The following is a 22251-nucleotide window of genomic DNA, read 5'->3' on the forward strand; positions in this document are numbered from 1 at the left end:
CTTGGGGAGGCCACGGGAGATCTCGGTTCCATCACGGCGAAGGGCGCGCCCCCCACTGGGAGGGCGCGCCCCGGGTGCGGAACCGGGCGCTACGGCCGGCTGCCGACGTCCTCCCCGCTCTCGCGCTCGGCCGCGAAGTGGCAGGCGGAGTCGTGGAACGCCGGCCCGCTCAGCCAGCCCGGCGGGGCCAGCAGCGGCACCTCCACCGCGCACCGCTCCTGCGCCTTCCAGCACCGGGTGCGGAACCGGCACCCCGAGGGCGGGTTGGCCGGCGAGGGCACGTCCCCGGTGAGCACGATCCGGTCCCGCGACTCGCGCGCCGTCGGGTCCGGCACCGGCACCGCCGAGAGCAGCGCCTGGGTGTACGGGTGGGTCGCGTGGTCGTAGATCTGCTCGTCGGAGCCGATCTCGACCATCTTGCCCAGGTACATCACCCCCACCCGGTCGGAGATGTGCCGGACGATGGACAGGTCGTGGGCGATGAACATGTACGACAGGTTGAACTCGCCCTGCAGCTGCTCCAGCAGGTTGATCACCTGCGCCTGCACCGACACGTCCAGCGCCGAGACCGGCTCGTCGCAGATGATGATCTCCGGCTTGAGCGCGAGGCCGCGGGCGATGCCGATGCGCTGGCGCTGACCGCCGGAGAACTGGTGCGGGTACCGGTTGATGTACTCCGGGTTGAGCCCGACCACGTCGAGCAGGTCCTGGACGGCCTTGCGGCGGTCGCCCCTGGGCGCCACCTCGGGGTGGATCTCGAAGGGCTCCCCGATGATGTCGCCGACCGTCATGCGCGGGTTCAGCGAGGTGTACGGGTCCTGGAACACCATCTGGATGTTGCGCCGGACGGCCTTGAGCGCGCCCCCGGACAGCCGGGAGATCTCCTCCCCCTTGTAGCGGACGGACCCTCCGGTGGCCGGCTCCAGGTTCATCAGCACCTTGGCCAGCGTGGACTTCCCGCAGCCGGACTCGCCGACGATGCCGAGCGTCTCGCCCTGCATCAGGTCGAAGCTGACCCCGTCCACCGCCTTGACCGCGCCGACCTGCTTCTTGAACAGCACGCCGCGGGTCAGCGGGAAGTGCTTGACCAGGTCCCGGACCTCCAGGATCGGCTCGCCGCGCGGCACCTCCTGGGCGAAGGCGGCCTCCTCAGGCACCGCCGCGCCCGTCGGGCCGGCCCCGTCAGCGGTCATGGAGGGTCTCCTTCCAGAAGAAGCAGGCGCTGCGGCGCCCCTCCAGCGGCGTGCCGTCGTCCTCGGCGACCGGGAACAGCTCCGGCACCTCGGCCCGGCAGACGTCCTGCGCCCGGGGGCAGCGGGGGTTGAAGGCGCAGCCCGGCGGGATGCGCAACAGGTTGGGCGGCAGGCCCTTGATCGCGTAGAGCTCCTGGCCCTTCTGGTCCAGGCGCGGGATGGAGTCCAGCAGGCCCCGGGTGTACGGGTGGGCCGGGCGCGCGTACAGCTCGTGCACCGGCGCGGTCTCGACGATCCGGCCCGCGTACATCACCGCGATCTTGTCGGCCACGTCGGCCACCACGCCCAGGTCGTGGGTGATCAGGATCAGGCCCATGTTGTACTCGGCCTGGAGCTCCGCCAGCAGGTCCATCACCTGGGCCTGGACGGTCACGTCCAGGGCGGTGGTGGGCTCGTCCGCGATGATCAGGTCCGGTTCCAGGGCCAGCGCCATGGCGATCATGATGCGCTGGCGCATGCCGCCGGAGAACTGGTGCGGGTAGTCGTTCACCCGCTGCTTGGCGGCGGGAATGCGCACCCGCTCCATCAGCTCCACGGCCTTCGTCCTGGCCTCCGCCCGGGAGACGCCGTGGTGGGCCCGGAACATCTCGCCGAGCTGGAAGCCGACGCTGAGCACGGGGTTGAGGGCGGACAGCGCGTCCTGGAAGATCATCGCGATCTTCCGGCCGCGGATCCTCCGCCGCTCGTCCTTGCCCATCTTCAGCATGTCCCGGCCGCGGAAGCGGATCTCCCCGCGCGGGATCCGGGCCGGCGGCATGTCCAGGATGCCCATGACCGCCTGCGCGGTCACCGACTTCCCGGATCCGGACTCGCCCAGCACCGCCAGCGTCTCGCCCGCCCGGACGCTGTAGTTGACCCCGTTGACGGCCCGGGCGACGCCGTCCCGGGTGACGAACTCGACGTGCAGGTCCCGTACGTCGAGCAGCGGCCCCTGGTACGGCGTCCCGGCCTCTCGGCCGGTCCTGTCCACAGCGGTGTTCACACTGCGCTCCCCTCGCTCAGCGAAGCTTCGGGTCGAGGGCGTCGCGCACCGCGTCGCCCATCATGATGAAGGCCAGCACGGTGACGGAGAGTGCCGCGGCCGGGAAGAACAGCACGTACGGCGCCGTCCGGATCACCTTCTGGGCCGAGGAGATGTCGATGCCCCAGGAGATGGTCGGGTCCTGCAGACCGATGCCGAGGAAGCTCAGCGTCGCCTCCGTGGCGATGTAGCCGCCGAGGGCGATGGTGGCGACGACGATCACCGGGGCGACCGCGTTCGGCAGGATGTGCCGGAACATCAGCCGGCCCGTCCCGGCGCCGAGGGCCCGACCGGCCACCACGTAGTCCGACTGTTTGACGGTGAGCACCGCACCCCTCATCACGCGGGCGATCTGGGTCCAGCCGAGGACGGCCAACGCCAGCACCACGGTCCACACCGTGCGGGTGGTGAAGGCGTTCAGCAGCACCAGAGCGCCGAGCAGCAGCGGGATGCCGAAGAAGATGTCCACGACCCGGGAGATCACCGCGTCGACGGCCCGGCCGTAGTACCCGGCGACCATGCCGGTCAGCCCACCGAGCACGGTGACCGCGGCGGTCACGAAGATGCCGACGGTGATCGAGGCGCGGGCGCCGTAGACGACCCGGGCGTAGATCGACCGGCCCTGGGCGTCGTAGCCGAACCAGCCCGCGCCGAAGAAGTCCGTCCAGTCCGGCCGCCTGAGGTAGTCGTGAACCAGGTCGGCCTTGCGCGGGTTGGCGTCGGTGAAGGCCCAGGGGAAGACCGCCATCACCACCAGCAGCAGGATCAGCACGACCGAGAGCAGGAAGATCGGCCGCCGGCGCAGGTCCCGCCAGGCGTCGCCCCAGAGGCTGCGGGCCTCCTCCCGCTTCGCGACGTCGGGTTCGACCAGAGTCTCCTGCTCGACCGCCATGCCCTGCTCGCCCGCGTAGTCGAGCCGCGAGATCCCCGGCTTGGGGTGGGGTTCGAACGAGTCCTCGTCGTGGATGTCAGGCATAGCGGATCCTCGGGTCCAGGACCGCGTAGAGCAGGTCGACGAGCAGGCTGGCGACCAGGTAGATGATCACCAGGACGGTCACGATGCCGACCACGGTGGGCCCTTCCTTGGTGTTGATCGCCCGGTACAGGACGTTGCCGATGCCCTGAACGTTGAAGATGCCCTCGGTGACGATCGCGCCACCCATCAGCGCGCCCAGGTCGGTGCCGAGGAAGGTGATGACCGGGATCAGCGAGTTGCGCAGCAGGTGCCGCAGGACGATGGTGCGCCGGGGCAGGCCCTTGGCGACGGCCGTGCGCATGTAGTCGGCCCGCAGGTTCTCGCCGATCGACGTACGGGTCAGCCGGGCCACGTACGCGAGCGAGAGCGATCCCAGCACGACGGCGGGCAGCACGAGTTGGGAGAGGTCGTAGCTGTCCTGGACGGTCGGGGTGACCCAGCCGAGATTGGTGGCGAAGACGGTCTGCGCGATGTACGCCAGCACGAAGACCGGGATCGAGATCACCATCAGGGTCAGCACCAGCACCAGGGTGTCCTGGACGCTGCCGCGCCGCAGGCCGGAGAGCATGCCGAGGGCGAGGCCGAGGATCATCTCGAAGACGAAGGCCAGCAGCGCGAGCCGGATGGTGACCGGGAAGGCGCCGGCCATGATGTCCGAGACCGGCCGGCCGGTGAAGCTGGTGCCGAAGTCGCCCTGGAACAGGTTCCCCATGTAGTGCAGGTACTGCTTCCAGAGCGGCTGGTCCAGGAAGTACTTGTGCTTGATGCTGGCCACCACCGCGGGGTCGGCCGCCTTCTCGCCGAACAGCGCCGTCACCGGGTCGCCCGGCAGCGTGTAGACCATCACGAAGATCAACAGCGTGGTACCGAAGAACACCGGGATCATCTGCAGCACCCGCCGCAGCACGTAACTGCCCATCCGAGCCTCCTTCCAGGGCGTGGCCGACCGTGGGGGCCGGCCGAGAGGACCGGGCCCCGCCCTCCGTGCGGGGAGGGCGGGGCCGGCGTGAGGGGGCTGATGCCCCTCCTGCCCGCCATCGGGCAGGAGGGGCATCAGCCCTTGACCTCGACCTGGGTCCAGGCCGGGTTGCCGAAGGAGTCGAACTTCACGTTCTGCACCTTGGTCGAGTAGCCCGAGTTGGTGCGGTAGTACCAGAGCGGGATGGCCGGCATGCCGCTCGGCAGCACGGCCTCGGCCTGCTGGTAGCCGCTCACCGTGTCGGCGACGCTGGCGGCCTCGTCGGCCTTGGTGGCCGCGTCGTCGAACTGCGCGTTGCTGTAGCCGAAGTCGTTGGAGGCCGCGCCGGTGCGGTACACGTCGGACAGGAAGTTGGCGTTCAGCGGGTAGTCCTGCACCCAGCCGGTACGGAAGGCGCCGTTGAGCTGGTGGCTGGTGATCGCCGCGCGGGCGGCCTTGAAGTCGGGCTTCGGGTCGCCCAGGCAGTCGACGCCGGTGTTCTGCCGGATCGAGTTGCAGACCGCGTCGACCCACTCCTTGTGGCCGCCGTCCGCGTTGTAGGTGATCAGCAGCTTGTTGCCGGGGACGCCGCCGCCGTCCTGGATCAGCTGCTTGGCCCTGGCCGGATCGAACTTGCAGAAGTCGCCGCAGGCGCCGTCCTTGTAGCCTTCGACGCCCTCGGCGACCCAGGCGGTGGCCGGCTTGCGGGAGCCCTGCAGCACGGTCTTGGTGATGACGTCGCGGTCGATCGCCATCGACAGGCCCTGGCGCACCTTGGCCTTGTCCGGCGAGGACCAGTCGCCCTGGTAGAGCGTGAAGCCGATGTTCTGGATCGCGCCCTGCGGGGCGTCGATCGCCCGGTCGCCGAGATCGTTCTTGTAGTTCGCCAGAGCGGACGGCGGCACCTGGTCCATCACGTCCAGGTTGCTGGACTGCAGGTCCGCGTACGCGGCCTCGGACGTGGTGTACATCTTGAAGACGATGCCGCCGTTCTTCGGCTTGTCCACGCCCTGGTAGTCCGGGAAGGTCTTGGTGACCACCTCGGTGTTGTGCGACCAGCTGACGAACTGGTACGGGCCGTTGCCCACCGGCTTCTGCCCGTACCCGGCCGGGTCCTTGAAGAAGCCGTCCGGCAGCGGCGAGAAGGCGATGTAGCCGAGCTTGTACTCGAAGTACGAGACCTTGTGGCTCAGCTTGACCGTGAAGTTCAGGTCGTCGGTGACGGTCAGTCCGGACATCTTGTCGCTGGCGGGCTTCCCGCCGGCCGGGTGGACGTCCTGGTAGCCCTCGATGTCGGAGAACCAGGAGCTGTTGATCTGGTTGTTGGCCGGGTTGGCGCCCCAGTTCCAGGCGTCCACGAAGTTCTTGGCGTGCACCGGGGTGCCGTCGTGGAACTTCCAGCCCTCCTTCAGCGTGACGCTGAAGGTCTGCGAGTCGCTGGTGTCGATCTTGTCCGCGACCTGCATCCGGATCTTGGCGGTGCTGGGGTCGTAGTCCACCAGCCCCTTGAAGAGGTTCTGGATGATGCGACCACCGCCGACCTCGTTCGCGTTGGCGGGCTGCAGCGGGTTCTGCGGCTCACTGCTCTGGTAGCTGAAGGTCTTGCCGGCGTCCGACGAGCCACTGCCGCCTCCTCCACCGCCGCTGCTGCACCCGGTGGCCACCAGGACCACGGACGTCGCAGCGGCGAGGACCAGGCGGGCGCGGGCGGCTACGGGCATGGAGGTCCCTCCTCAGGCGTGTGTGTCGCATCACACCCCATGAGAAGCTCGGCCCGGTGACGGCGCGAGCCGGGTGCACCCGGACGGGTGCGGTAACCCGCCGCCGGGTTGACGCGGCGCCGGATCGCGGATCGCCGGAAACGCCGCAAGGGCCCGTGGCGGGAGCCACGGGCCCTTGCGGGTGTGTACGGGACGTCAGGCCGCGGCCGACTCCCGGACCTCGGGGAAGTGGCAGGCCGACTCGTGCGCGGCCGGGCCCTCCAGCGTGGTCGGGATCGCCAGCAGCGGGACCTCCTCGGAGCAGCGCTCCTGCGCCTTCCAGCAACGGGTGCGGAAGCGGCAGCCGGACGGCGGGTTGGCCGGCGAGGGGATGTCCCCGCTGAGGATGATCCGCTCGCGGGACTCGCGCGCCGTCGGGTCCGGCACCGGCACCGCGGACAGCAGCGCCTGGGTGTACGGGTGGGTCGCGTTGTCGTAGATCTGCTCGTCGGAGCCGATCTCGACCATCTTGCCCAGGTACATCACGCCGACGCGGTCGGAGATGTGCCGGACGATGGACAGGTCGTGCGCGATGAACATGTACGACAGGCCGAACTCACCCTGCAGCTGCTCCAGCAGGTTGATCACCTGCGCCTGGACGGACACGTCCAGGGCGGAGACCGGCTCGTCGCAGATGATGATCTCGGGCTTGAGCGCGAGGCCGCGGGCGATGCCGATGCGCTGACGCTGACCGCCGGAGAACTGGTGCGGGTACCGGTTGATGTACTCCGGGTTCAGACCCACGACGTCCAGCAGGTCCTGGACGGCCTTGCGGCGGTCGCCCTTCGGCGCCACCTCGGGGTGGATCTCGAAGGGCTCCCCGATGATGTCGCCGACCGTCATGCGCGGGTTCAGCGAGGTGTACGGGTCCTGGAACACCATCTGGATGTTGCGGCGGACGGCCTTGAGCGCGCCCCCGGACAGCTGGGAGATGTCCTCGCCCTTGAACAGCACCTGGCCGGAGGTGGCCCGCTCCAGGTTCATCAGCACCTTGGCCAGCGTGGACTTGCCACAGCCGGACTCGCCGACGATGCCGAGGGTCTCGCCCTTCTTCAGCTCGAAGGAGATGCCGTCGACGGCCTTGACGGCGCCGACCTGCTTCTTGAACAGGACGCCCTGGGTCAGCGGGTAGTGCTTGACCAGGTCCTTGACCTCCAGGATGTTCTCAGCCATGGAGGGTCTCCTTCCAGAGGTGGCACGCGCTGCGGCGGCCGGTGAGCTCCTTGCCGTCCTTGTCCGTCACGTGGTGCAGCGCCGGGATCTCCGTGCGGCACAGGTCGGTGGCGACGTCGCAGCGGGGGTTGAACGCGCAGCCGGCCGGAACCTTCAGCAGGTTCGGGGGCAGACCCTTGATCGCGTACAGCTCCTGGCCCTTCTGGTCCAGGCGCGGGATCGAGCGCAGCAGGCCCTTGGTGTACGGGTGCGCGGGGTTCGCGTACAGCTCGTGCACCGGGGCGGTCTCGACGATCCGGCCCGCGTACATGACGGCGATCTTGTCCGCGACGTCGGCGACCACACCGAGGTCGTGGGTGATCAGGATCAGGCCCATGTTGTACTCGGCCTGGAGCTCCGCCAGCAGGTCCATCACCTGGGCCTGGACGGTCACGTCCAGGGCGGTGGTGGGCTCGTCGGCGATGATCAGGTCGGGCTGCAGCGACAGCGCCATGGCGATCATGATGCGCTGGCGCATGCCGCCGGAGAACTGGTGCGGGTAGTCGTTCACCCGCTCCTTGGCGGCGGGGATGCGCACCCGGTCCATCAGCTCGATGGCCTTGGCCTTGGCCTCGGCCTTGGAGACGCCCTGGTGCACCCGGAACATCTCGCCGAGCTGGTAGCCGACGCTGAGCACGGGGTTGAGGGCGGACAGCGCGTCCTGGAAGATCATCGCGATCTTCCGGCCGCGGATCTTCCGCCGCTCCTCGTTGCTCATCTTGAGCATGTCCTGGCCGCGGTACAGGATCTCGCCCTGGGTCACCTTGCCCGGGGGCATGTCCAGGATGCCCATGATGGTCTGGGCCGTCACGGACTTGCCGGAGCCGGACTCGCCGAGCACCGCGAGGGTCTCGCCGGCCGCGACGGAGTAGTTGACGCCGTTCACGGCCTTGGCGACGCCGTCCCGGGTGTGGAACTCCACGTGGAGGTCCTTGACCTCCAGGAGCGGGGTTCCGACTTCGAGTCGGCCGGACTTCTGGCTGTCGTTCTCGATCACGGTGGTCATCGGGTCGTCACCTCTTCTCTCAGCGGAGCTTCGGGTCGAGGGCGTCGCGCACCGCGTCGCCGAGCATGATGAAGGCCAGCACGGTGATGCTCAGCATGCCTGCCGGGAAGAACAGGGCGAAGGGCGCCGTACGGATCAGCTTCTGGGCCGAGTTGATGTCGATGCCCCAGGAGATGGTCGGGTCCTGCAGACCGATGCCGAGGAAGCTCAGCGTCGCCTCCAGGGCGATGTAGCCGCCGAGGGAGATGGTGGCGACCACGATCACCGGGGCGATCGCGTTCGGCAGGATGTGCTTGAACATGATCCGGCCGGTGCCGGCGCCGAGCGCCTTGGCCGCCGTCACGAAGTCGGCCTGCTTGACCGTGATCACCGAACCGCGCATGACACGGGTCATCTGGGTCCAGCCCAGGGTGATCAGGGCGAAGACCACGCTCCAGATGGTGCGCGAGGTGAAGGCGTTGAGGATCACCAGCGAGCCGAGCAGCAGCGGGATGCCGAAGAAGATGTCGGTGACACGGGAGATGATCGTGTCGATCCAGCCGCCGAAGTAACCGGCGAGCATGCCGAAGATGCCACCGAGGATGGTCGTACCGACGGTGACGCAGATGCCGACCACGACCGAGGCGCGGGCGCCGTAGATGACGCGGGCGTAGATGCTGCGGCCCTGACCGTCGTAGCCGAACCAGTCCCCCTCGAAGAAGTGGCTGTAGTTCGGCGGCGTGTGGAAGTGCTCGCGCAGGTCGCCGGCCCGCGGGTCCACCGAGGTGAACAGGCCCGGGGCGACCGCGATGACGATCAGCAGCAGGATGAGCAGCGCGGAGATCACGAAGATCGGCTTGCGGCGCAGGTCGTGCCAGGCGTCGGAGCCGAGGCTGCGGGCCTTCTCGGGCTTGGCGGCCGCCGCGACGGGGGCCTGGGCCGGGGTCTCCTCGGCCGTCTTGGTCAGGTCAGGCATAACGGATCCTCGGGTCCAGGACCGCGTAAAGCAGGTCGACGATCAGGCCGGCGGCCAGGTAGACGATCACGAGGAAGGCCACGAAACCGGAAACGGTCGCGCCTTCCTTCATGTTGATCGCTTGGTAGAGCGCGTGGCCGACACCCTGGACGTTGAAGATGCCCTCGGTGACGATCGCGCCGCCCATCAGGGCGCCGAGGTCGGTGCCGAGGAACGTGACCACCGGGATCAGCGAGTTGCGCAGCAGGTGGGTGCCGATGACCCTGCGGCGCGGCAGGCCCTTGGCCACCGCGGTGCGGACGTAGTCGGCCTTGATGTTCTCGGCGATGGAGGTACGGGTGAGGCGCGCGACGTAGGCCAGCGACAGCGAGCCGAGCACGATGGCCGGCAGCACCAGCTGGGTGATGTCGGTGCTGTCCTGGACGGTCGGCTTAACCCACTTGAGGTTGATGCCGAAGATCGTCTGGAACAGGAAGCCCAGCACCGGGACCGGGATAGAGATCAGCAGCAGGGTGAAGACCAGGGCGCTCTTGTCGAAGACCTTGCCGCGACGCAGACCGGCGAACAGGCCGATGCCGATGCCCAGCACGATCTCGAAGCCGAACGCGAGCAGCGCCAGCTGGACCGTGACCGGCAGCGCCTCGGTGATCTTGTCGAGCACCGGACGTCCGTCCAGGGCCTTGCCGAAGTCGCCGGTGAACAGGCCCCCCATGTAGTCGAGGTACTGCTGGATCAGCGGCTCGTCAAAGTGCTGCTGGTGCCTCAGCGCGGCGAGCTGCACCGGGTCCGGCGCCTTGTCGCCCCACAGTGCTGCCAGCGGGTCACCGGGCAGCAAGTGCACCATGAAAAAGATGAGTGCGGTGGTTCCGAGGAACACCGGGATCATCTGGAGCAGTCGCCTCGCGACAAAGCGCCCCATCGTGCCTCCATGTATGGCTCTGCCGGGCCCGTCAACCCGGCAAGAGATAAGTCGGCGTGCCAACGGCCGGTGCCAGTCCTCGCCCTCGTGGGGATGGGACGGGCACCGGCCGTTGTCACCGGGTCAGGCGGTGCCGACCGATTACTTCTTCTTGACCTCGACGTCGGTGTAGACCGGGTTGCCGAAGGAGTCGAACTTCACGTTCTGGACGTTGTTCGAGTAGCCCGAGTTGGTCTTGTAGTACCAGAGCGGAATGGCCGGCATGTCCTTGGCCAGGACGGCCTCGGCCTGCTGGTACAGGTCGGCGGTCTTCTCGACCGAGGTGGCGGCGTCGGCGTCGTGGGCCAGCTTGTCGAACTCGGGGCTCGAGTAGCCGGCGTCGTTCGCGGCGGCACCGGTGCCGTAGACGTCGCGCAGGAAGTTGGCGTTCAGCGGGTAGTCCTGCACCCAGCCGGTCCGCATCATGCTCGGGACCTGCTTCTTCGTGATGATGTCACGAGAGGTCTTGAAGTCCGGCTTCGGGTCGCCGAGGCACTCGACGCCGGTGGCCTGGCGGATCGAGTTGCAGACCGCGTCCACCCACTCCTTGTGACCACCGTCGGAGTTGTAGATGATGGTGATCTTGTTGCCCGGAACGCCGCCACCCTCCTGGATGAGCTGCTTGGCCTTGGCCGGGTCGTACTTGCAGGCGTCGCCGCAGGTGCCGGCCTTGTAGCCCATGACGCCCGGCGCCACGAACGCGTCGGCGGGCTGACGGCTGTTGTTCAGCACGGTCTTGGTGATGGTGTCGCGGTCGATCGCCATCGACAGGCCCTGGCGGACCTTGGCCTTGGCCGGGTCCTTCCAGTCCGCGTTGTACATCGCGAAGGAGATGTTCTGGATGGCGCCCTGCGCCTGGTCGATCGCGCGCTTGCCCAGGTCGTCCTTGTACTTCGGCAGGTCGGTCGAGTCGACCTGGTCCAGGACGTCCAGCGTGTCGGACATCAGGTCCTTGTACGCGGCCTCGGACGAGGTGTAGTTGCGGAAGACGATTCCGCCGTTCTTCGCCTTGTTGCTGCCGGCGTACTTGTCGTAGGCCTTCAGCGTGATGGCCTTGTTGTGCTCCCACGAGACGAACTGGTAGGGGCCGTTGCCGACCGGCTTCTCGCCGTAGCCCTTCGGGTCCGCGAAGAACCCGGTGGGCAGCGGGTAGAAGGCCGAGTAGCCCAGCTTGTACGTGAAGTACGAGACGGGGGCGGTCAGTTCGATGGTGAAGTGGGTGTCGTCGACGACCTTGAGGCCGGTCATCTCCTTGGCGGTCGGGTCGCCCTTGTCCGGGTGGACGGCGTCGTAGCCGGCGATGTCCGAGAACCAGTCGGAGTTGATCTGGTTGTTGGCCGGGTTGGCGGACCAGTTCCAGGAGTCCACGAAGGACTTGGCGGTGACCGGGGTGCCGTCGTGGAAGGTCCAGCCGGACTTCAGCGTGACGGTGTAGTTCTTGGCGTCGGTGGTCTCGATCTTGTCGGCCACCTGGTTGCGCAGGGCACCGGTCGCGGGGTCGTAGTCGACGAGGCCCATGAAGAGCTGCTTGACGATGCGGCCGCCCTGGTTCTCCATGGCGTTGGCCGGCTGCAGCGGACGCTGCGGCTCACCGCTCTGGAAGCTGAACGTGCCTGCCGGGTCGACCGCGGCGCTGTTCGAGCTCCCGCCGGAGGAGTCGCTGCTGCCACCACTGCTACAAGCAGTCGCGGCGAGCGCGACAGCGACAGCTGCGACAACCCACTTGGCCTGGCTCACACCACGCATCGGTGTGCCTCCTGAATTCGACGTTACGACGAGGAGGGCACCACGGAACGGTTGTCACCGGGCCCGTAATGCCGTCCGCGCTCGTGGTTTCGGCGCGCACCCCTGCGCGTTAACCCTTGACCCGAGCCTGACTGGCTCCACTATCCGTCACGCACGGACACGAAAGTGACCAGTGACGATCTCAATTAGGTCACATGAACAGTCGGTAAGTTTCGAAAACCGGACATATGAGACATAGCCAGACAGGCACCAAACGGACAGTCGTCACGGATGACGAACTGTCACGTTCGCTCAGCGGACACCTGGGTGTGATGAGCGCTATTCCGTTAATAGCGGCTCCGACAACTTGGAGTAGTTGAAAAAGTTCGCCCCCCTCTCCATCGGAAAGGGGGGCGAAGCATTCCGGCCAAAGGCCGGTCAAGCCGTCCGGATCAGGCCTTCTTGGCGCGCGAGGCAGTGCGTCCGCGGTCCTTCTGGTCCAGGACGACCTTACGGATGCGAACCGTCTCCGGGGTCACCTCGATGCACTCGTCCTCGCGGCAGAACTCCAGCGACTGCTCCAGCGAGAGCTTGCGCGGCGGGACGATCGACTCGGCCACGTCGGCGGTCGAGGACCGCATGTTGGTGAGCTTCTTCTCCTTGGTGATGTTCACGTCCATGTCGTCGGAGCGCGAGTTCTCGCCGACGATCATGCCCTCGTACACCTCGGTGCCCGGCTCGCAGAAGAGCACGCCGCGCTCCTGCAGGTTGGTCATCGCGAAGGCGGTGACCACACCGGCCCGGTCGGCGACCAGCGAGCCGTTGTTGCGGGTGGTCAGGGTGCCGAACCACGGCTCGTGGCCCTCGTGGATCGAGTGGGCGATGCCGGTGCCGCGGGTGCTCGTGAGGAACTCGGTGCGGAAGCCGATCAGGCCGCGGGACGGCACGACGAACTCCATCCGGACCCAGCCCGAGCCGTGGTTGGACATGTTGTCCATCCGGCCCTTGCGGACGCCCATGAGCTGGGTGACGGCACCCATGTGCTCCTCCGGCACGTCCACCGTGAGGCGCTCGACCGGCTCGTGGACCTTGCCGTTGACCTCCTTGGTGACCACCTGCGGCTTGCCGACGGTCAGCTCGAAGCCCTCGCGGCGCATGGTCTCGATCAGGATGGCCAGCGCCAGCTCACCGCGGCCCTGCACCTCCCAGGCGTCCGGGCGCTCGGTGTCCAGCACGCGCAGCGAGACGTTACCGATCAGCTCGCGGTCCAGGCGGTCCTTCACCTGGCGGGCGGTGACCTTGCGGTCCACCTTGGCACCGGACTTGGCGTCCGCGCCCTTGCCGCTGCCGCCGCGGCCGACCAGCGGGGAGGTGTTGGTGCCGATGGTCATCGAGATGGCCGGCTCGTCGACCGTGATCAGCGGCAGCGCGACCGGGTTCTCCGGGTCGGCCAGGGTCTCGCCGATCATGATCTCGGAGATGCCCGCGACGGCGCAGATGTCACCGGGGCCCGCCACCTCGGCCGGCTTGCGGGTGAGCGCCTCGGTCATCAGCAGCTCGGAGATGCGGACGTTCTGGATCGAACCGTCGCGCTTGATCCAGGCCACGGTCTGGCCCTTGCGCAGCTCGCCCTGCTCGACGCGCAGCAGCGCGATGCGGCCGAGGAAGTTGTCGGCGTCCAGGTTGGTGACGTGGGCCTGGAGCGGCGCGTCCTCGTCGTAGCTGGGGGCCGGGACGTGCTCCAGCAGGGTGGAGAAGAACGGCTCCAGGTTGGTGCTGTCCGCGGGAACGGTGCCGTTCTCCGGCTTGGTCAGCGAGGCGACGCCGTCACGGGCACAGGCGTAGACGATCGGGAACTCGATCTGGTCCTCGTCCGCGTCCAGGTCCAGGAACAGGTCGTAGGTCTCGTTGATGACCTCGTCGATCCGGGAGTCCGGGCGGTCGGTCTTGTTGATGCACAGGATGACGGGCAGCCGGGCCGAGAGCGCCTTGCGCAGCACGAAGCGGGTCTGCGGCAGCGGGCCCTCGGAGGCGTCGACCAGCAGGACGACCGCGTCCACCATCGACAGACCGCGCTCCACCTCGCCGCCGAAGTCGGCGTGGCCCGGGGTGTCGATGATGTTGATCGTGATCGGCGCGCCACCGTCCTTGGGGTGGTACTTGACCGCGGTGTTCTTCGCGAGAATGGTGATGCCCTTCTCGCGCTCCAGGTCGTTCGAGTCCATCATGCGGTCGTCGAGCTGCTGGTGGGCGGCGAAGGCGCCGGCCTGCTTCAGCATGGCGTCGACCAGGGTGGTCTTGCCGTGGTCGACGTGGGCGACGATGGCGACGTTACGGATGTCGTTGCGCGTGGGCATGCCTAGCGGATTCTCCCGGAATCGTGGGTTACGGCGGGCCCGGCCGCGAGACGCGCACCCGCGGCCCCTTCGGCCGCCGTCACCCGTTCCGCCTGCTACTACCGGTCCACCCGCCGGGCATCTGGACATGCCTCGGCTTTTCCCTATGGTACGGGGAAGCGCCCAAGGGGGCAGAAACGAGCAGGTCGGGCGGGACCAAGATCACAGCTGGGTCACACCCCCTTCCCGTGCCGGCCGCCGTCCGGCGCTCCGTCGCGTGTCGCTCCCCCGCCGCCGCGCTGATCGCGGCCGGCCGCCCGGAGGAGGCCCCCGGCGGCACTCGACCGGGCCCGCGCGCGGTGCCCGGACCGGCCCGGATCGCCGTGGTGGAGCGCGTGTCGGAGCCGGCGCCCTCGCTGGGCTAACGCGTCCAGCCCATGTCCTGGAAGCGCGGCCACCCGAACCCGAACGCCCCGGCCCCGGCGACTCCGGTCCGCACGGCGACCAGCTCCGGCCGCTGGTACAGCGGCACCGAGTGGCCGAGCTGCCAGATCCGTACGTCCGCCTCCTGGAGCAGGTCCAGCCGGGCGGCCGGGTCGAGTTCGGCGGCCGCCCGGTCGAACAGCCGGTCGATCTCCTCGGTGCCGCTGCGGCCGTAGTTGCCGCCGGGGGCGAGCGTGCCGTCGGCGTCCGGCCGGGGCTTGGCGTACGCGGCGCGCTGCTCGGCGGCCGGGCTGGGCCCGGCCGGCCAGGAGAAGAGCGCGAGGTCGTAGTCCCCGACGGCCAGGTGGTCCTGGACGAAGGTGTCGGCGGGCGCGGACTGCGGCTTCACCGCGATGCCGGACTCGGCGAGGTCGGCGGTGAGCGCGTCGGCGGTGCGCCGGGCGGTCGCCGAGCCGGCCGGGAAGAGGAGGGTGAGGGCGAGCTGCTTGCCGCCCTTGGTCCGGGTGCCGCCGTCCGGCCGCTTCCAGCCGGCCCGGTCCAGCAGCTGGGCGGCGTCGCCCGCTCCGGCCGCGCCGCTGTCGTCGCGGTAGCCCTCCTGGTCCCCGGCGAGCAGGTGGCTGCCGAGCGGGGCGCCGGGCAGCCCGAGCGGACCGAGTGCGGCCTCGGCGATCCGCCGCCGGTCGACCGCCCGGCCCACCGCCTGCCGGACCGCCGGGTCGGTGAGCGGGCCGCGGCCGGCGTTGAGGGTGAGCTGGGTGAGCGAGGCGGCGGCCGCCCGGTGCAGGGTGATTCCGGGCAGCGACTCGGCCCGCCGCAGGGCCAGCGCGGCCGCCTCGGGCAGGGCGGCGGGCGGCGCGGCAGCGGCGGTGGCGGTGGTGGGCGGAGCGGCGGGCGGCGCGGCGGCGGCGGTGGCGGTGGGCGGAGCGGGTGGCGCGGCGGCGGGCGTGGAGGCGCCCGCCGAGGCACTGGCCGTGGGTGCGGGCGGCACCCCCCGGTCCACCGCCACGGTGATCGGGGCGACGTCCAGCCGGTTCTGGTCCAGCGCGTCCAGCCGCCGCTCGGGCGGCGTGGCCAGGAAGTCGATCCGGTCGGTCTTCGGCAGGTCCCCCCACCAGAGCGGGTTGGCTTCCAGGGTGATCCGCCCGCCGGCGGCGTCGTACCGGGTGAGGGTGTACGGCCCGGCGCTCAGGTGGCCGGTGCCGGTCAGCATCCGGTTGAAGGCGGTCGGCCCGGCCGTCTCGGCGGCCGGGTAGAGCGGCCCGAACAGCGCGCGCCACTCGCCGTACGGCCGCCGGAAAGTCACCTTGATCTCGTGCGGGTCGGCGCCCTGGGCGATCGTGTCGATGGCGTCGTAGCCCGCCGCCCGGCTGCTCTGGTAGGCCTGGTCCCGCCCGGACAGGGCGGCCTGCTGGGCGGCCAGGTCGGCGGCCGACAGCGGGGTGCCGTCGCTCCACACCGCGCGGGGGTTCAGCCGGTAGGTGACCACCTGGGGCTGCTGCCCGGGTGGGGTGGACTCGGCGCCGGCCAGGTAGTCCGGGTCGGGGACGAGCCGGCCGCGCTCGTCGGGCCGGAACAGCGAGGGGTACAACGCGTGCGCGAGCAGCGTCGAGTCGGCGTTCGCCCCGCGCTGGTAGACGTTCAGCGTGGCCGGGACGCCGTCCAGCGCCCAGCGCAGCAGGCCGCCGTCCTCGACGGCGTCCCGGTCGACGGGCCGGACGTCGCCGGTGCCGGCGGTGGGGGCGGCCGGGGTCGGAACGGGCTCGGGGCCGCGGGCCGGGTCCGGGTCGTCGGAACAGCCGCCGAGGCCGGCGGCGAGCAGCAGCGCGACGGCTGCGGCGGTGAGCTGGCGGACACGCATGGCGGCCATCGAACGCCGCCCACCCGGCTCGGGCCGCGCCGACACGGCGGGCCGCCGGGCCGGTGCACCCGGACGGCCCACGCCCGGCGGACGGACTACAGGCCCAGCTCGAACCAGACGATCTTGCCCTTGGGCGTGCGCCGGCTGCCCCAGCGCTCCGCCAGCAGGCTGACCAGCTGCAGGCCGCGCCCGCCCTCGTCGGTCTCCTGGGCGCGCCGCTGCCGGGGCTGGGCGTAGCCGTCGTCCCAGACCTCGCAGACCATGCTGCGCTCGCGCAGCAGCCGCAGCCGGATCTCGCCCCGCCCGTGCTTGAGCGCGTTCGTGACCAGCTCGCTGACCAGCAGCTCGGTGGTGTCGACCAGTTCCTCCAGGCCGCGCGAGAGCAGCCAGCTGCAGGCCAGCTCGCGGGCCTTGGCGACGGAGGTGGGCTCGGGCGGCAGGAACCAGTTGCCGACGGCGTCCTCCGGGAAGGCGTGCACCTTGGCCATCAGCAGCGCGATGTCGTCCTCGCCGTGGTGCGGGTCGAGCTCGCCGAGGACGTGGTCGCAGAGGTCCTCCAGGCCCTTGCCCCGGTCGGCGAGTGCGGCGCGGAAGGCGCGCAGGCCCTCGTCCAGCTGGTGCTTGCGGCTCTCCACCAGGCCGTCGGTGTAGAGGGCGAGCACGGCGCCGTCCGGGAGGGTCAGCTCGACCTCCTCGAAGGGCTCGCCGCCGACGCCGAGCGGCAGACCGGGCGGCACGTCGAGCATCCGGGCGGGTTCGCCCGGGCTGAGCAGGACGGGCGGCAGGTGGCCGGCGTTGGCGAAGACGCAGCGGCGGGTGACGGCGTCGTAGACGGCGTAGACGCAGGTGGCCAGGTAGACCTCACGGGCCTCCTCGTCGGCCGTCGAGGTGAGCCGGCCGTACGGGGTGGGCGGGCCGACCGGGACGGAGTCGTCGCCGAGGCCGCGGGCGATCTCGTCCAGCGCGCCGAGCACCTCGGCCGGGTCCAGGTCGAGCATCGCCAGGGTCCGTACCGCGGTGCGCAGCTGGCCCATGGCGACGGCGGCGCGCAGCCCGCGGCCCATCACGTCGCCGATGACCAGCGCGGTGCGGTTGCCGGGCAGCGGGATGACGTCGAACCAGTCGCCGCCGACCTCGGTGTTGTTGTTGCTGGGCAGGTAGCGGCAGGCGATCTCCAGGCCGCTGGCGGCCGGGTTGCCCGGGGGCAGCAGGCTGCGCTGGAGGATCAGCGCCCGCTCGTGCTCGCGGCGGTAGAGCCGGGCGTTGTCGATGCAGACGGCGGCGCGGGCGACGAGTTCCTCGGCGATCGCCACGTCGCGGGCGTCGAAGGGCTCGCTGCCGATCGCCCGGGAGAGCTGGACCAGGCCGAGCACCTGATCGCGGGCGACCAGCGGGACGATCAGGGTGGAGCGCAGCAGCGGGTCGCGGCCGGGCTCGGGCACGACGCTGCGGCCGGTGCGCAGCGCCCGGGCGTGCGGGGAGCGGCGGGGGTAACAGAGGGTACCGCCGGCCTCGGCGATCGGCAGGCCGGTGACCGAGCCGAGCACCGAGGAGGCGCCGCCGATCACGCTGGAGACGGCGACCCGGCGCAGTTCGCCGCTGCCGTCGGTGAGCACGGTGTCGCCGGGCCGGCCGGCGCTGGGGACGGTCTCGCCGGAGAGCAGCGCGGTGTACAGGTCGACGGTGGCGAGGTCACAGAACGGCGGGACGATGACGTCGAGGAGTTCCTTGGCGGTGGTCTCCAGGTCGAGGGTGGAGCCGATGTGCGCGCTGGCCTCGTTGAGCAGGGCGAGGTTGCGGCGCACGCCGTCGGCCTCGCGCTCGGCGACGTGCCGGCTGGTGACGTCGGAGACCTGCCCGGCCACGCCCATCGGCTGCCCGGCGGTGCCGTTGAGCCGGTACAGCGAGACGGCCCACAGCCGGTTGCCCTCGCGGGTCGGCACGACGCCGTGGAAACGCAGGTCGAAGACGGGTTCGCCGGTGGCGAGGACCTTGCGCAGGGCGGCGGTGAGCCGGTCGGCCTCGGAGGGCGGGAAGAGGTCGTGCGGGGTCAGCCCCTCGAGGTCGGTGGGGACGAGGCCCATGCCGGAGGCGAAGGCGTCGTTGACCCGCTGGAGCCGCAGCCGGTCGTCGAAGAGCACGAAGCCGGTGGGCGTCTGGCCGAAGACGGCCTCGGAGGCGGCGAGGTCGGTCTCGATCCGGCGCAGTCGGCCGAGGTCGACGGCCAGGCAGGTGGCGCCCGCGGTGGGCAGGGCGCTGTCGGGCATCAGGTAGAGCTCGGCGAGGCCCTCGCCGCCGCCGGCGTCCCGGTAAGGGGTGGTGCCGACCCACTCCTCGCCGGCCAGCGTGCGCTCCAGCCGGGCGCGGCCGCGCTGCCAGAGCTCGCGGGGGACGAAGGTGGTGATCGGGTCGGCGCCGACGGCCTCCACGGCGGGGACGCCGAAGAACTCGGCGGCCCGCTCGCTCCATTGGCTGATCCGCCCGTCGGGGCCGATCGCGAAGGTGGCGACCCGGATGTAGTCGTAGATCGAGCCCGGGTCCCCGGCGCCCCACGGCCCGGCCCCGGCCTCGGGATGGGCGCCGCGGGCCGCCCCCGCGGGCCCGGTGCCCGGCGGGACCGCCGCTACGGGCAGGTCCGGGGAACCGGCCTGCCCGGGTACAGCGGCATGACCGCTGCTGCTCGGCGCGTTCCGCGCCGGAGTGCTGTTCAACGGACCGACCCCTCCAACCCGCGACCGTCCGGATGTCGAGAAGACCGAGTATTCATCATCAAGGGGTGGGTTCACACGCCCTCAACATCACAACATCAGATCGGGCGAAGGTTTTTGTCCTACCGCCCGCGCAACCACAATGCCACGCCCGCGCCCCCTTCCGGAGCGCGCGCTCCCCCGGGACGGCCGATGGCATGTGCAGCACGGTTCCCCTGACGTTCGGACGGCTCTACTCGCGTCACTCCTCGCCGGACTCAGTACCCGGCAGTGCCAGCTCGAACCAGACCACCTTGCCGATCCCCTCCGCCCGGGCGCCCCAGTGCAGCGCCAGCCGGTGGACCAGCTCCAGGCCCCGGCCGCCCTCGTCGGCCTCGGCCGCGTGGCGCTCCCGGGGCGGGTCCGGCAGCGGGTCGGAGATCTCGGCCAGCAGCGTCTCACCGAGCGTCAGCCGGACCCCGATCGGGGCGCTGGCGTACCGGACGGCGTTCGTGACCAGCTCGCTGACCAGCAGCTCGGCGGTGTCGGTGAGGTCCTCGACGCCCCACTCGGCGAGCGTGGCGCGGACCAGCCGGCGGGCCCGGGAGACGGCGGTCGGCTCGGCGGGCAGCGTCCAGCCGGCCGTCGGGATGCCGGCCTGGCCGTGCCCGAGCCGGGCCAGCAGCAGGGCGACGTCGTCCGGCTCGCGGCCCTGCTCCATGGTGTCGAGGACCGCCTCGCAGGCGGCCTGGATCGAGGCGTACGGCTGCTGGAGCACGGTGATCAGCCGGCCGAGGCCGACGTCGAGGTCCTTGTCCCGGGACTCCACCAGGCCGTCGGTGCACAGCGCCAGCAGGCTGCCCTCGGGGATCTTCAGTTCGACGGATTCGAACGGAACTCCGCCCACGCCGAGCGGGGCGCCGGAGGGCAGGTCGAGGATCCGGCCGGCGCCGCCGGGCAGCGGGCCGCCGGTGCGGGTCGGCTCGCCGGTGTCCTCGCCCGGCACCACCAGCACCGGCGGGATGTGCCCGGCCTTGGCCACCGTCAGCTTGGCCGTGCCCGGGTCGAAGACCGCGTAGACGCAGGTGGCGAGCAGCGCCTCGTCCGGGCCCTGGGCGAGGTCGTCGGCCAGCTCGTGGACGTGCCGCAGCAGGACGTCCGGCGGCAGGTCGAGGGCGGCCAGCACCCGGACCGCGGTGCGCAGCCGGCCCATGGTGGCGGCGGCCCGCAGACCGTGGCCCATCACGTCGCCGACCACCAGCGCGGTGCGGTCGCCGGGCAGCGGGATGACGTCGAACCAGTCGCCGCCGACCTCGGTGCCGCTGCTGCCGGGCACGTACCGGTAGGCGACCTCGACGCCCGTCGGCTGCGGGACCTGCTGGGGGAGCAGGGTGCGCTGGAGGGTGAGCGCGGCGGTTCGCTCGCGGGCGTACAGCCGGGCGTTGTCCAGCGAGCTGCCGGCCCGGTCGGCGAGTTCGACGGTGAAGGCGAGGTCGTCCCGGTCGAAGCCCTCGCGGTAGCCGGCCCGGCTGACCAGCAGCAGGCCGATCACGATGCCGCGGGCGCGCAGCGGGACGACCAGCATCGAGTGCACGCCCAGGTCGTGGGCGGCCTGCATCTTGGGGTCTCCCGGGTAGGTGACGTCGTCCAGCTGGTCGGCGCCGGAGAGCAGCTCGGGCACGCCGGTGCGCAGCACCCGGCCGCAGGCGGAGTCCTCGGCGAAGGTGATCCGGGCTCCGCGCCGGAGCATCACCTCGACCTCGGGGCCGTCCTGGACGGAGGCGGTGCCGAGCTGGAGCAGCGAGGTGCGCCGGTCGTGGCCGTGCCGGGGCAGGTCGTCACCGTGGGCGACGGCCTGGAGCAGGATCACCGCGGAGTGGTCGGTGAGCCGGGGGACGACGGAGCCGGCGAGTTCCTGGGCGATCCGGGCGGCGTCCAGCAGGTCGCCGACCCGGGAGCCGAACTCGTTGAGCAGCGAGAGCCGGCGGCGGGCGTGCTCGACCTTGGCCACCGCTCGGTAACGCTCGGTCACGTCCATCACGGTGCCGGAGATGCCGAGCACCCGCCCGGAGCGGTCGGTCATCCGGCTGTAGGAGATCGAGCGGTAGCCGGGCCGGTTGGTGACCGGGGAGGCGAGGGTGACGTCGATGACCGGCTCGCCGGTGGCCAGCACCTGGCGCTGGATCGCGGTGATCTCGTCGGCGGCCCGCTCGGGCAGGGTCTCGCCGGTGGTGCGGCCGACGTGGTCCTCCGGGGCGACGCCGTTCATCTCGGCCAGGGTCCGGTTGACGGCGGTGTAGCGCAGCTCGCCGTCCAGGATGGCGATGCCCAGCGGGGACTGCTCGAACAGCGCGTCGCGCACCGCGAGGTCCCGCTCGACGGCCCGGACTGCGGCCGCCTCGGCCAGGTTGACCTGGAGGAACGGGGTGCCGTCACCGTCCACCAGGAGGGAGATCCGGGCGTCCACGGCGACCGGCAGGCCGTCCCGGTCGCGCAGTTCGGCGTTGCCGGCCCAGCGGCCGTTGCGCAGGGTGTCCCGGATCGCGGTCCGGATCCGGGCGACCTGCTCCTGGTCCGGGATCAGCTCGTCGATCCGGCGGCCGACCAGCAGCTCGCTCGGCCAGCCGAGCAGTTCCTCGGCGGCCGGGCTCCACAGCACCACCCGGCCCGAGGTGTCCAGGATCGCGATGGCGACCCTGAGCATGTCCAGCAGGCTGCCCCCGGGCGGTGCACCGGTGCCCGGCCCGGCGTCGGCCGGCCCACCGGGGAAGGGCCGGCCGGGGCGACTGCGCGGACCGGGGTGGACGCCGGCCGCCGGGACGGCCAGGGTCGGCGCCGGCTGGACGGGCTGCGCGGGCCCGGGGCCGGCCGGGCCGCCGCGCCGGCGGCCGGACGGCGGCTGTGGGGCGGCCGCGGGGGCCGCGCGGCGCAGCCGGGCGCGGGCGGCGGCGCCCCCCGCGGTGCCTGTCCGCCGCGCTCCCCCGCCGCCGTTCCCGGTAGTCGACACCGACGGGGCCTCCGGCTCTGGTCGGGATCGGCGGCGCCGGCTGGGGCGGCTCACCGATGGTGACGAATAGTGCCGAAAAGTGACATACCCAGCAG

15 protein-coding genes are annotated in these 22251 nt (G+C 70.9%); 1 reads left to right on the forward strand and 14 read right to left on the reverse strand.

Annotated elements, in window-relative coordinates:
* Nucleotides 1–89 precede the first annotated feature (89 nt).
* The 11 genes from BOQ63_RS19840 to typA all read right to left on the reverse strand — a co-directional run bounded on the left by BOQ63_RS19840 (nucleotide 90) and on the right by typA (nucleotide 14181).
* Nucleotides 90–1193, reverse strand: a complete 1104-nt coding sequence (locus tag BOQ63_RS19840; RefSeq protein ID WP_223885983.1) for an ABC transporter ATP-binding protein — start codon at nucleotides 1191–1193, stop codon at nucleotides 90–92.
* On the reverse strand, nucleotides 1183–2235 hold the full coding sequence (locus tag BOQ63_RS19845) for an ABC transporter ATP-binding protein (RefSeq protein ID WP_072654713.1): 1053 nt from the start codon (nucleotides 2233–2235) through the stop codon (nucleotides 1183–1185). The genes BOQ63_RS19840 and BOQ63_RS19845 overlap by 11 nt, the downstream gene beginning before the upstream one ends.
* A 16-nt stretch (nucleotides 2236–2251) precedes the next feature.
* Complete coding sequence (locus tag BOQ63_RS19850) at nucleotides 2252–3166, reverse strand: ABC transporter permease (RefSeq protein WP_030287368.1); 915 nt, start codon at nucleotides 3164–3166, stop codon at nucleotides 2252–2254.
* Nucleotides 3167–3242: 76 nt separating this feature from the next.
* A complete protein-coding gene (locus BOQ63_RS19855; protein ID WP_030287367.1) occupies nucleotides 3243–4169 on the reverse strand; it encodes an ABC transporter permease in 927 nt (308 codons plus the stop codon).
* A gap of 134 nt (nucleotides 4170–4303) precedes the next feature.
* Nucleotides 4304–5929, reverse strand: a complete 1626-nt coding sequence (locus BOQ63_RS19860; RefSeq protein WP_072654714.1) for a peptide ABC transporter substrate-binding protein — start codon at nucleotides 5927–5929, stop codon at nucleotides 4304–4306.
* A 195-nt stretch (nucleotides 5930–6124) separates the two neighbouring features.
* Complete coding sequence (locus BOQ63_RS19865; protein WP_150476004.1) at nucleotides 6125–7141, reverse strand: ABC transporter ATP-binding protein; 1017 nt, start codon at nucleotides 7139–7141, stop codon at nucleotides 6125–6127.
* Nucleotides 7134–8186 (reverse strand): ABC transporter ATP-binding protein, encoded by a 1053-nt coding sequence (locus BOQ63_RS19870; protein WP_046387019.1) that lies wholly within the window; start codon nucleotides 8184–8186, stop codon nucleotides 7134–7136. Before BOQ63_RS19870 ends, BOQ63_RS19865 begins: the two co-directional genes overlap by 8 nt.
* A gap of 19 nt (nucleotides 8187–8205) precedes the next feature.
* Nucleotides 8206–9141 (reverse strand): ABC transporter permease, encoded by a 936-nt coding sequence (locus tag BOQ63_RS19875; protein WP_030287363.1) that lies wholly within the window; start codon nucleotides 9139–9141, stop codon nucleotides 8206–8208.
* Nucleotides 9134–10060, reverse strand: coding sequence for an ABC transporter permease (locus BOQ63_RS19880; protein WP_030287362.1), 927 nt, complete (start codon nucleotides 10058–10060; stop codon nucleotides 9134–9136). The genes BOQ63_RS19875 and BOQ63_RS19880 overlap by 8 nt, the downstream gene beginning before the upstream one ends.
* A 141-nt stretch (nucleotides 10061–10201) precedes the next feature.
* The gene (locus BOQ63_RS19885; protein WP_030287361.1) at nucleotides 10202–11845 is read right to left on the reverse strand and encodes a peptide ABC transporter substrate-binding protein; all 1644 of its coding nucleotides are present in this window, start codon (nucleotides 11843–11845) and stop codon (nucleotides 10202–10204) included.
* Between the two features lie 431 nt (nucleotides 11846–12276).
* On the reverse strand, nucleotides 12277–14181 hold the full coding sequence (typA, locus tag BOQ63_RS19890) for a translational GTPase TypA (RefSeq protein ID WP_030287360.1): 1905 nt from the start codon (nucleotides 14179–14181) through the stop codon (nucleotides 12277–12279).
* 227 nt (nucleotides 14182–14408) lie between these two features.
* Here typA and BOQ63_RS19895 point away from each other — a divergent pair, with 227 nt between their 5' ends.
* The gene (locus BOQ63_RS19895; protein WP_157881902.1) at nucleotides 14409–14585 is read left to right on the forward strand and encodes a hypothetical protein; all 177 of its coding nucleotides are present in this window, start codon (nucleotides 14409–14411) and stop codon (nucleotides 14583–14585) included.
* Here BOQ63_RS19895 and BOQ63_RS19900 read toward each other — a convergent pair.
* From BOQ63_RS19900 to BOQ63_RS19910, 3 genes are all read right to left on the reverse strand, one after another.
* Nucleotides 14582–16462, reverse strand: coding sequence for an ABC transporter family substrate-binding protein (locus BOQ63_RS19900; RefSeq protein WP_150476006.1), 1881 nt, complete (start codon nucleotides 16460–16462; stop codon nucleotides 14582–14584). The two genes, BOQ63_RS19895 and BOQ63_RS19900, sit on opposite strands and share 4 nt — an antisense overlap.
* Before the next feature lie 95 nt (nucleotides 16463–16557).
* Nucleotides 16558–19173 (reverse strand): SpoIIE family protein phosphatase, encoded by a 2616-nt coding sequence (locus BOQ63_RS19905; RefSeq protein WP_078656316.1) that lies wholly within the window; start codon nucleotides 19171–19173, stop codon nucleotides 16558–16560.
* A 238-nt stretch (nucleotides 19174–19411) separates the two neighbouring features.
* Complete coding sequence (locus BOQ63_RS19910) at nucleotides 19412–22156, reverse strand: SpoIIE family protein phosphatase (RefSeq protein ID WP_223885984.1); 2745 nt, start codon at nucleotides 22154–22156, stop codon at nucleotides 19412–19414.
* Between the last annotated feature and the right edge of the window lie 95 nt (nucleotides 22157–22251).

Origin of the sequence: Streptomyces viridifaciens, from assembly GCF_001888885.2 — a bacterium.
Lineage (GTDB): Bacteria > Actinomycetota > Actinomycetes > Streptomycetales > Streptomycetaceae > Kitasatospora > Kitasatospora aureofaciens.

Coding starts and splice junctions, on each gene's coding strand:
- BOQ63_RS19855 (WP_030287367.1), bottom strand. CDS start 4,169: ATGGGCAGTTACGTGCTGCGGCGGGTGCTGCAGATGATCCCGGTGTTC.
- BOQ63_RS19850 (WP_030287368.1), bottom strand. CDS start 3,166: ATGGCGGTCGAGCAGGAGACTCTGGTCGAACCCGACGTCGCGAAGCGG.
- BOQ63_RS19880 (WP_030287362.1), bottom strand. CDS start 10,060: ATGGGGCGCTTTGTCGCGAGGCGACTGCTCCAGATGATCCCGGTGTTC.
- BOQ63_RS19840 (WP_223885983.1), bottom strand. CDS start 1,193: ATGACCGCTGACGGGGCCGGCCCGACGGGCGCGGCGGTGCCTGAGGAG.
- BOQ63_RS19885 (WP_030287361.1), bottom strand. CDS start 11,845: ATGCGTGGTGTGAGCCAGGCCAAGTGGGTTGTCGCAGCTGTCGCTGTC.
- BOQ63_RS19865 (WP_150476004.1), bottom strand. CDS start 7,141: ATGGCTGAGAACATCCTGGAGGTCAAGGACCTGGTCAAGCACTACCCG.
- typA (WP_030287360.1), bottom strand. CDS start 14,181: ATGCCCACGCGCAACGACATCCGTAACGTCGCCATCGTCGCCCACGTC.
- BOQ63_RS19860 (WP_072654714.1), bottom strand. CDS start 5,929: ATGCCCGTAGCCGCCCGCGCCCGCCTGGTCCTCGCCGCTGCGACGTCC.
- BOQ63_RS19875 (WP_030287363.1), bottom strand. CDS start 9,141: ATGCCTGACCTGACCAAGACGGCCGAGGAGACCCCGGCCCAGGCCCCC.
- BOQ63_RS19900 (WP_150476006.1), bottom strand. CDS start 16,462: ATGCGTGTCCGCCAGCTCACCGCCGCAGCCGTCGCGCTGCTGCTCGCC.
- BOQ63_RS19870 (WP_046387019.1), bottom strand. CDS start 8,186: ATGACCACCGTGATCGAGAACGACAGCCAGAAGTCCGGCCGACTCGAA.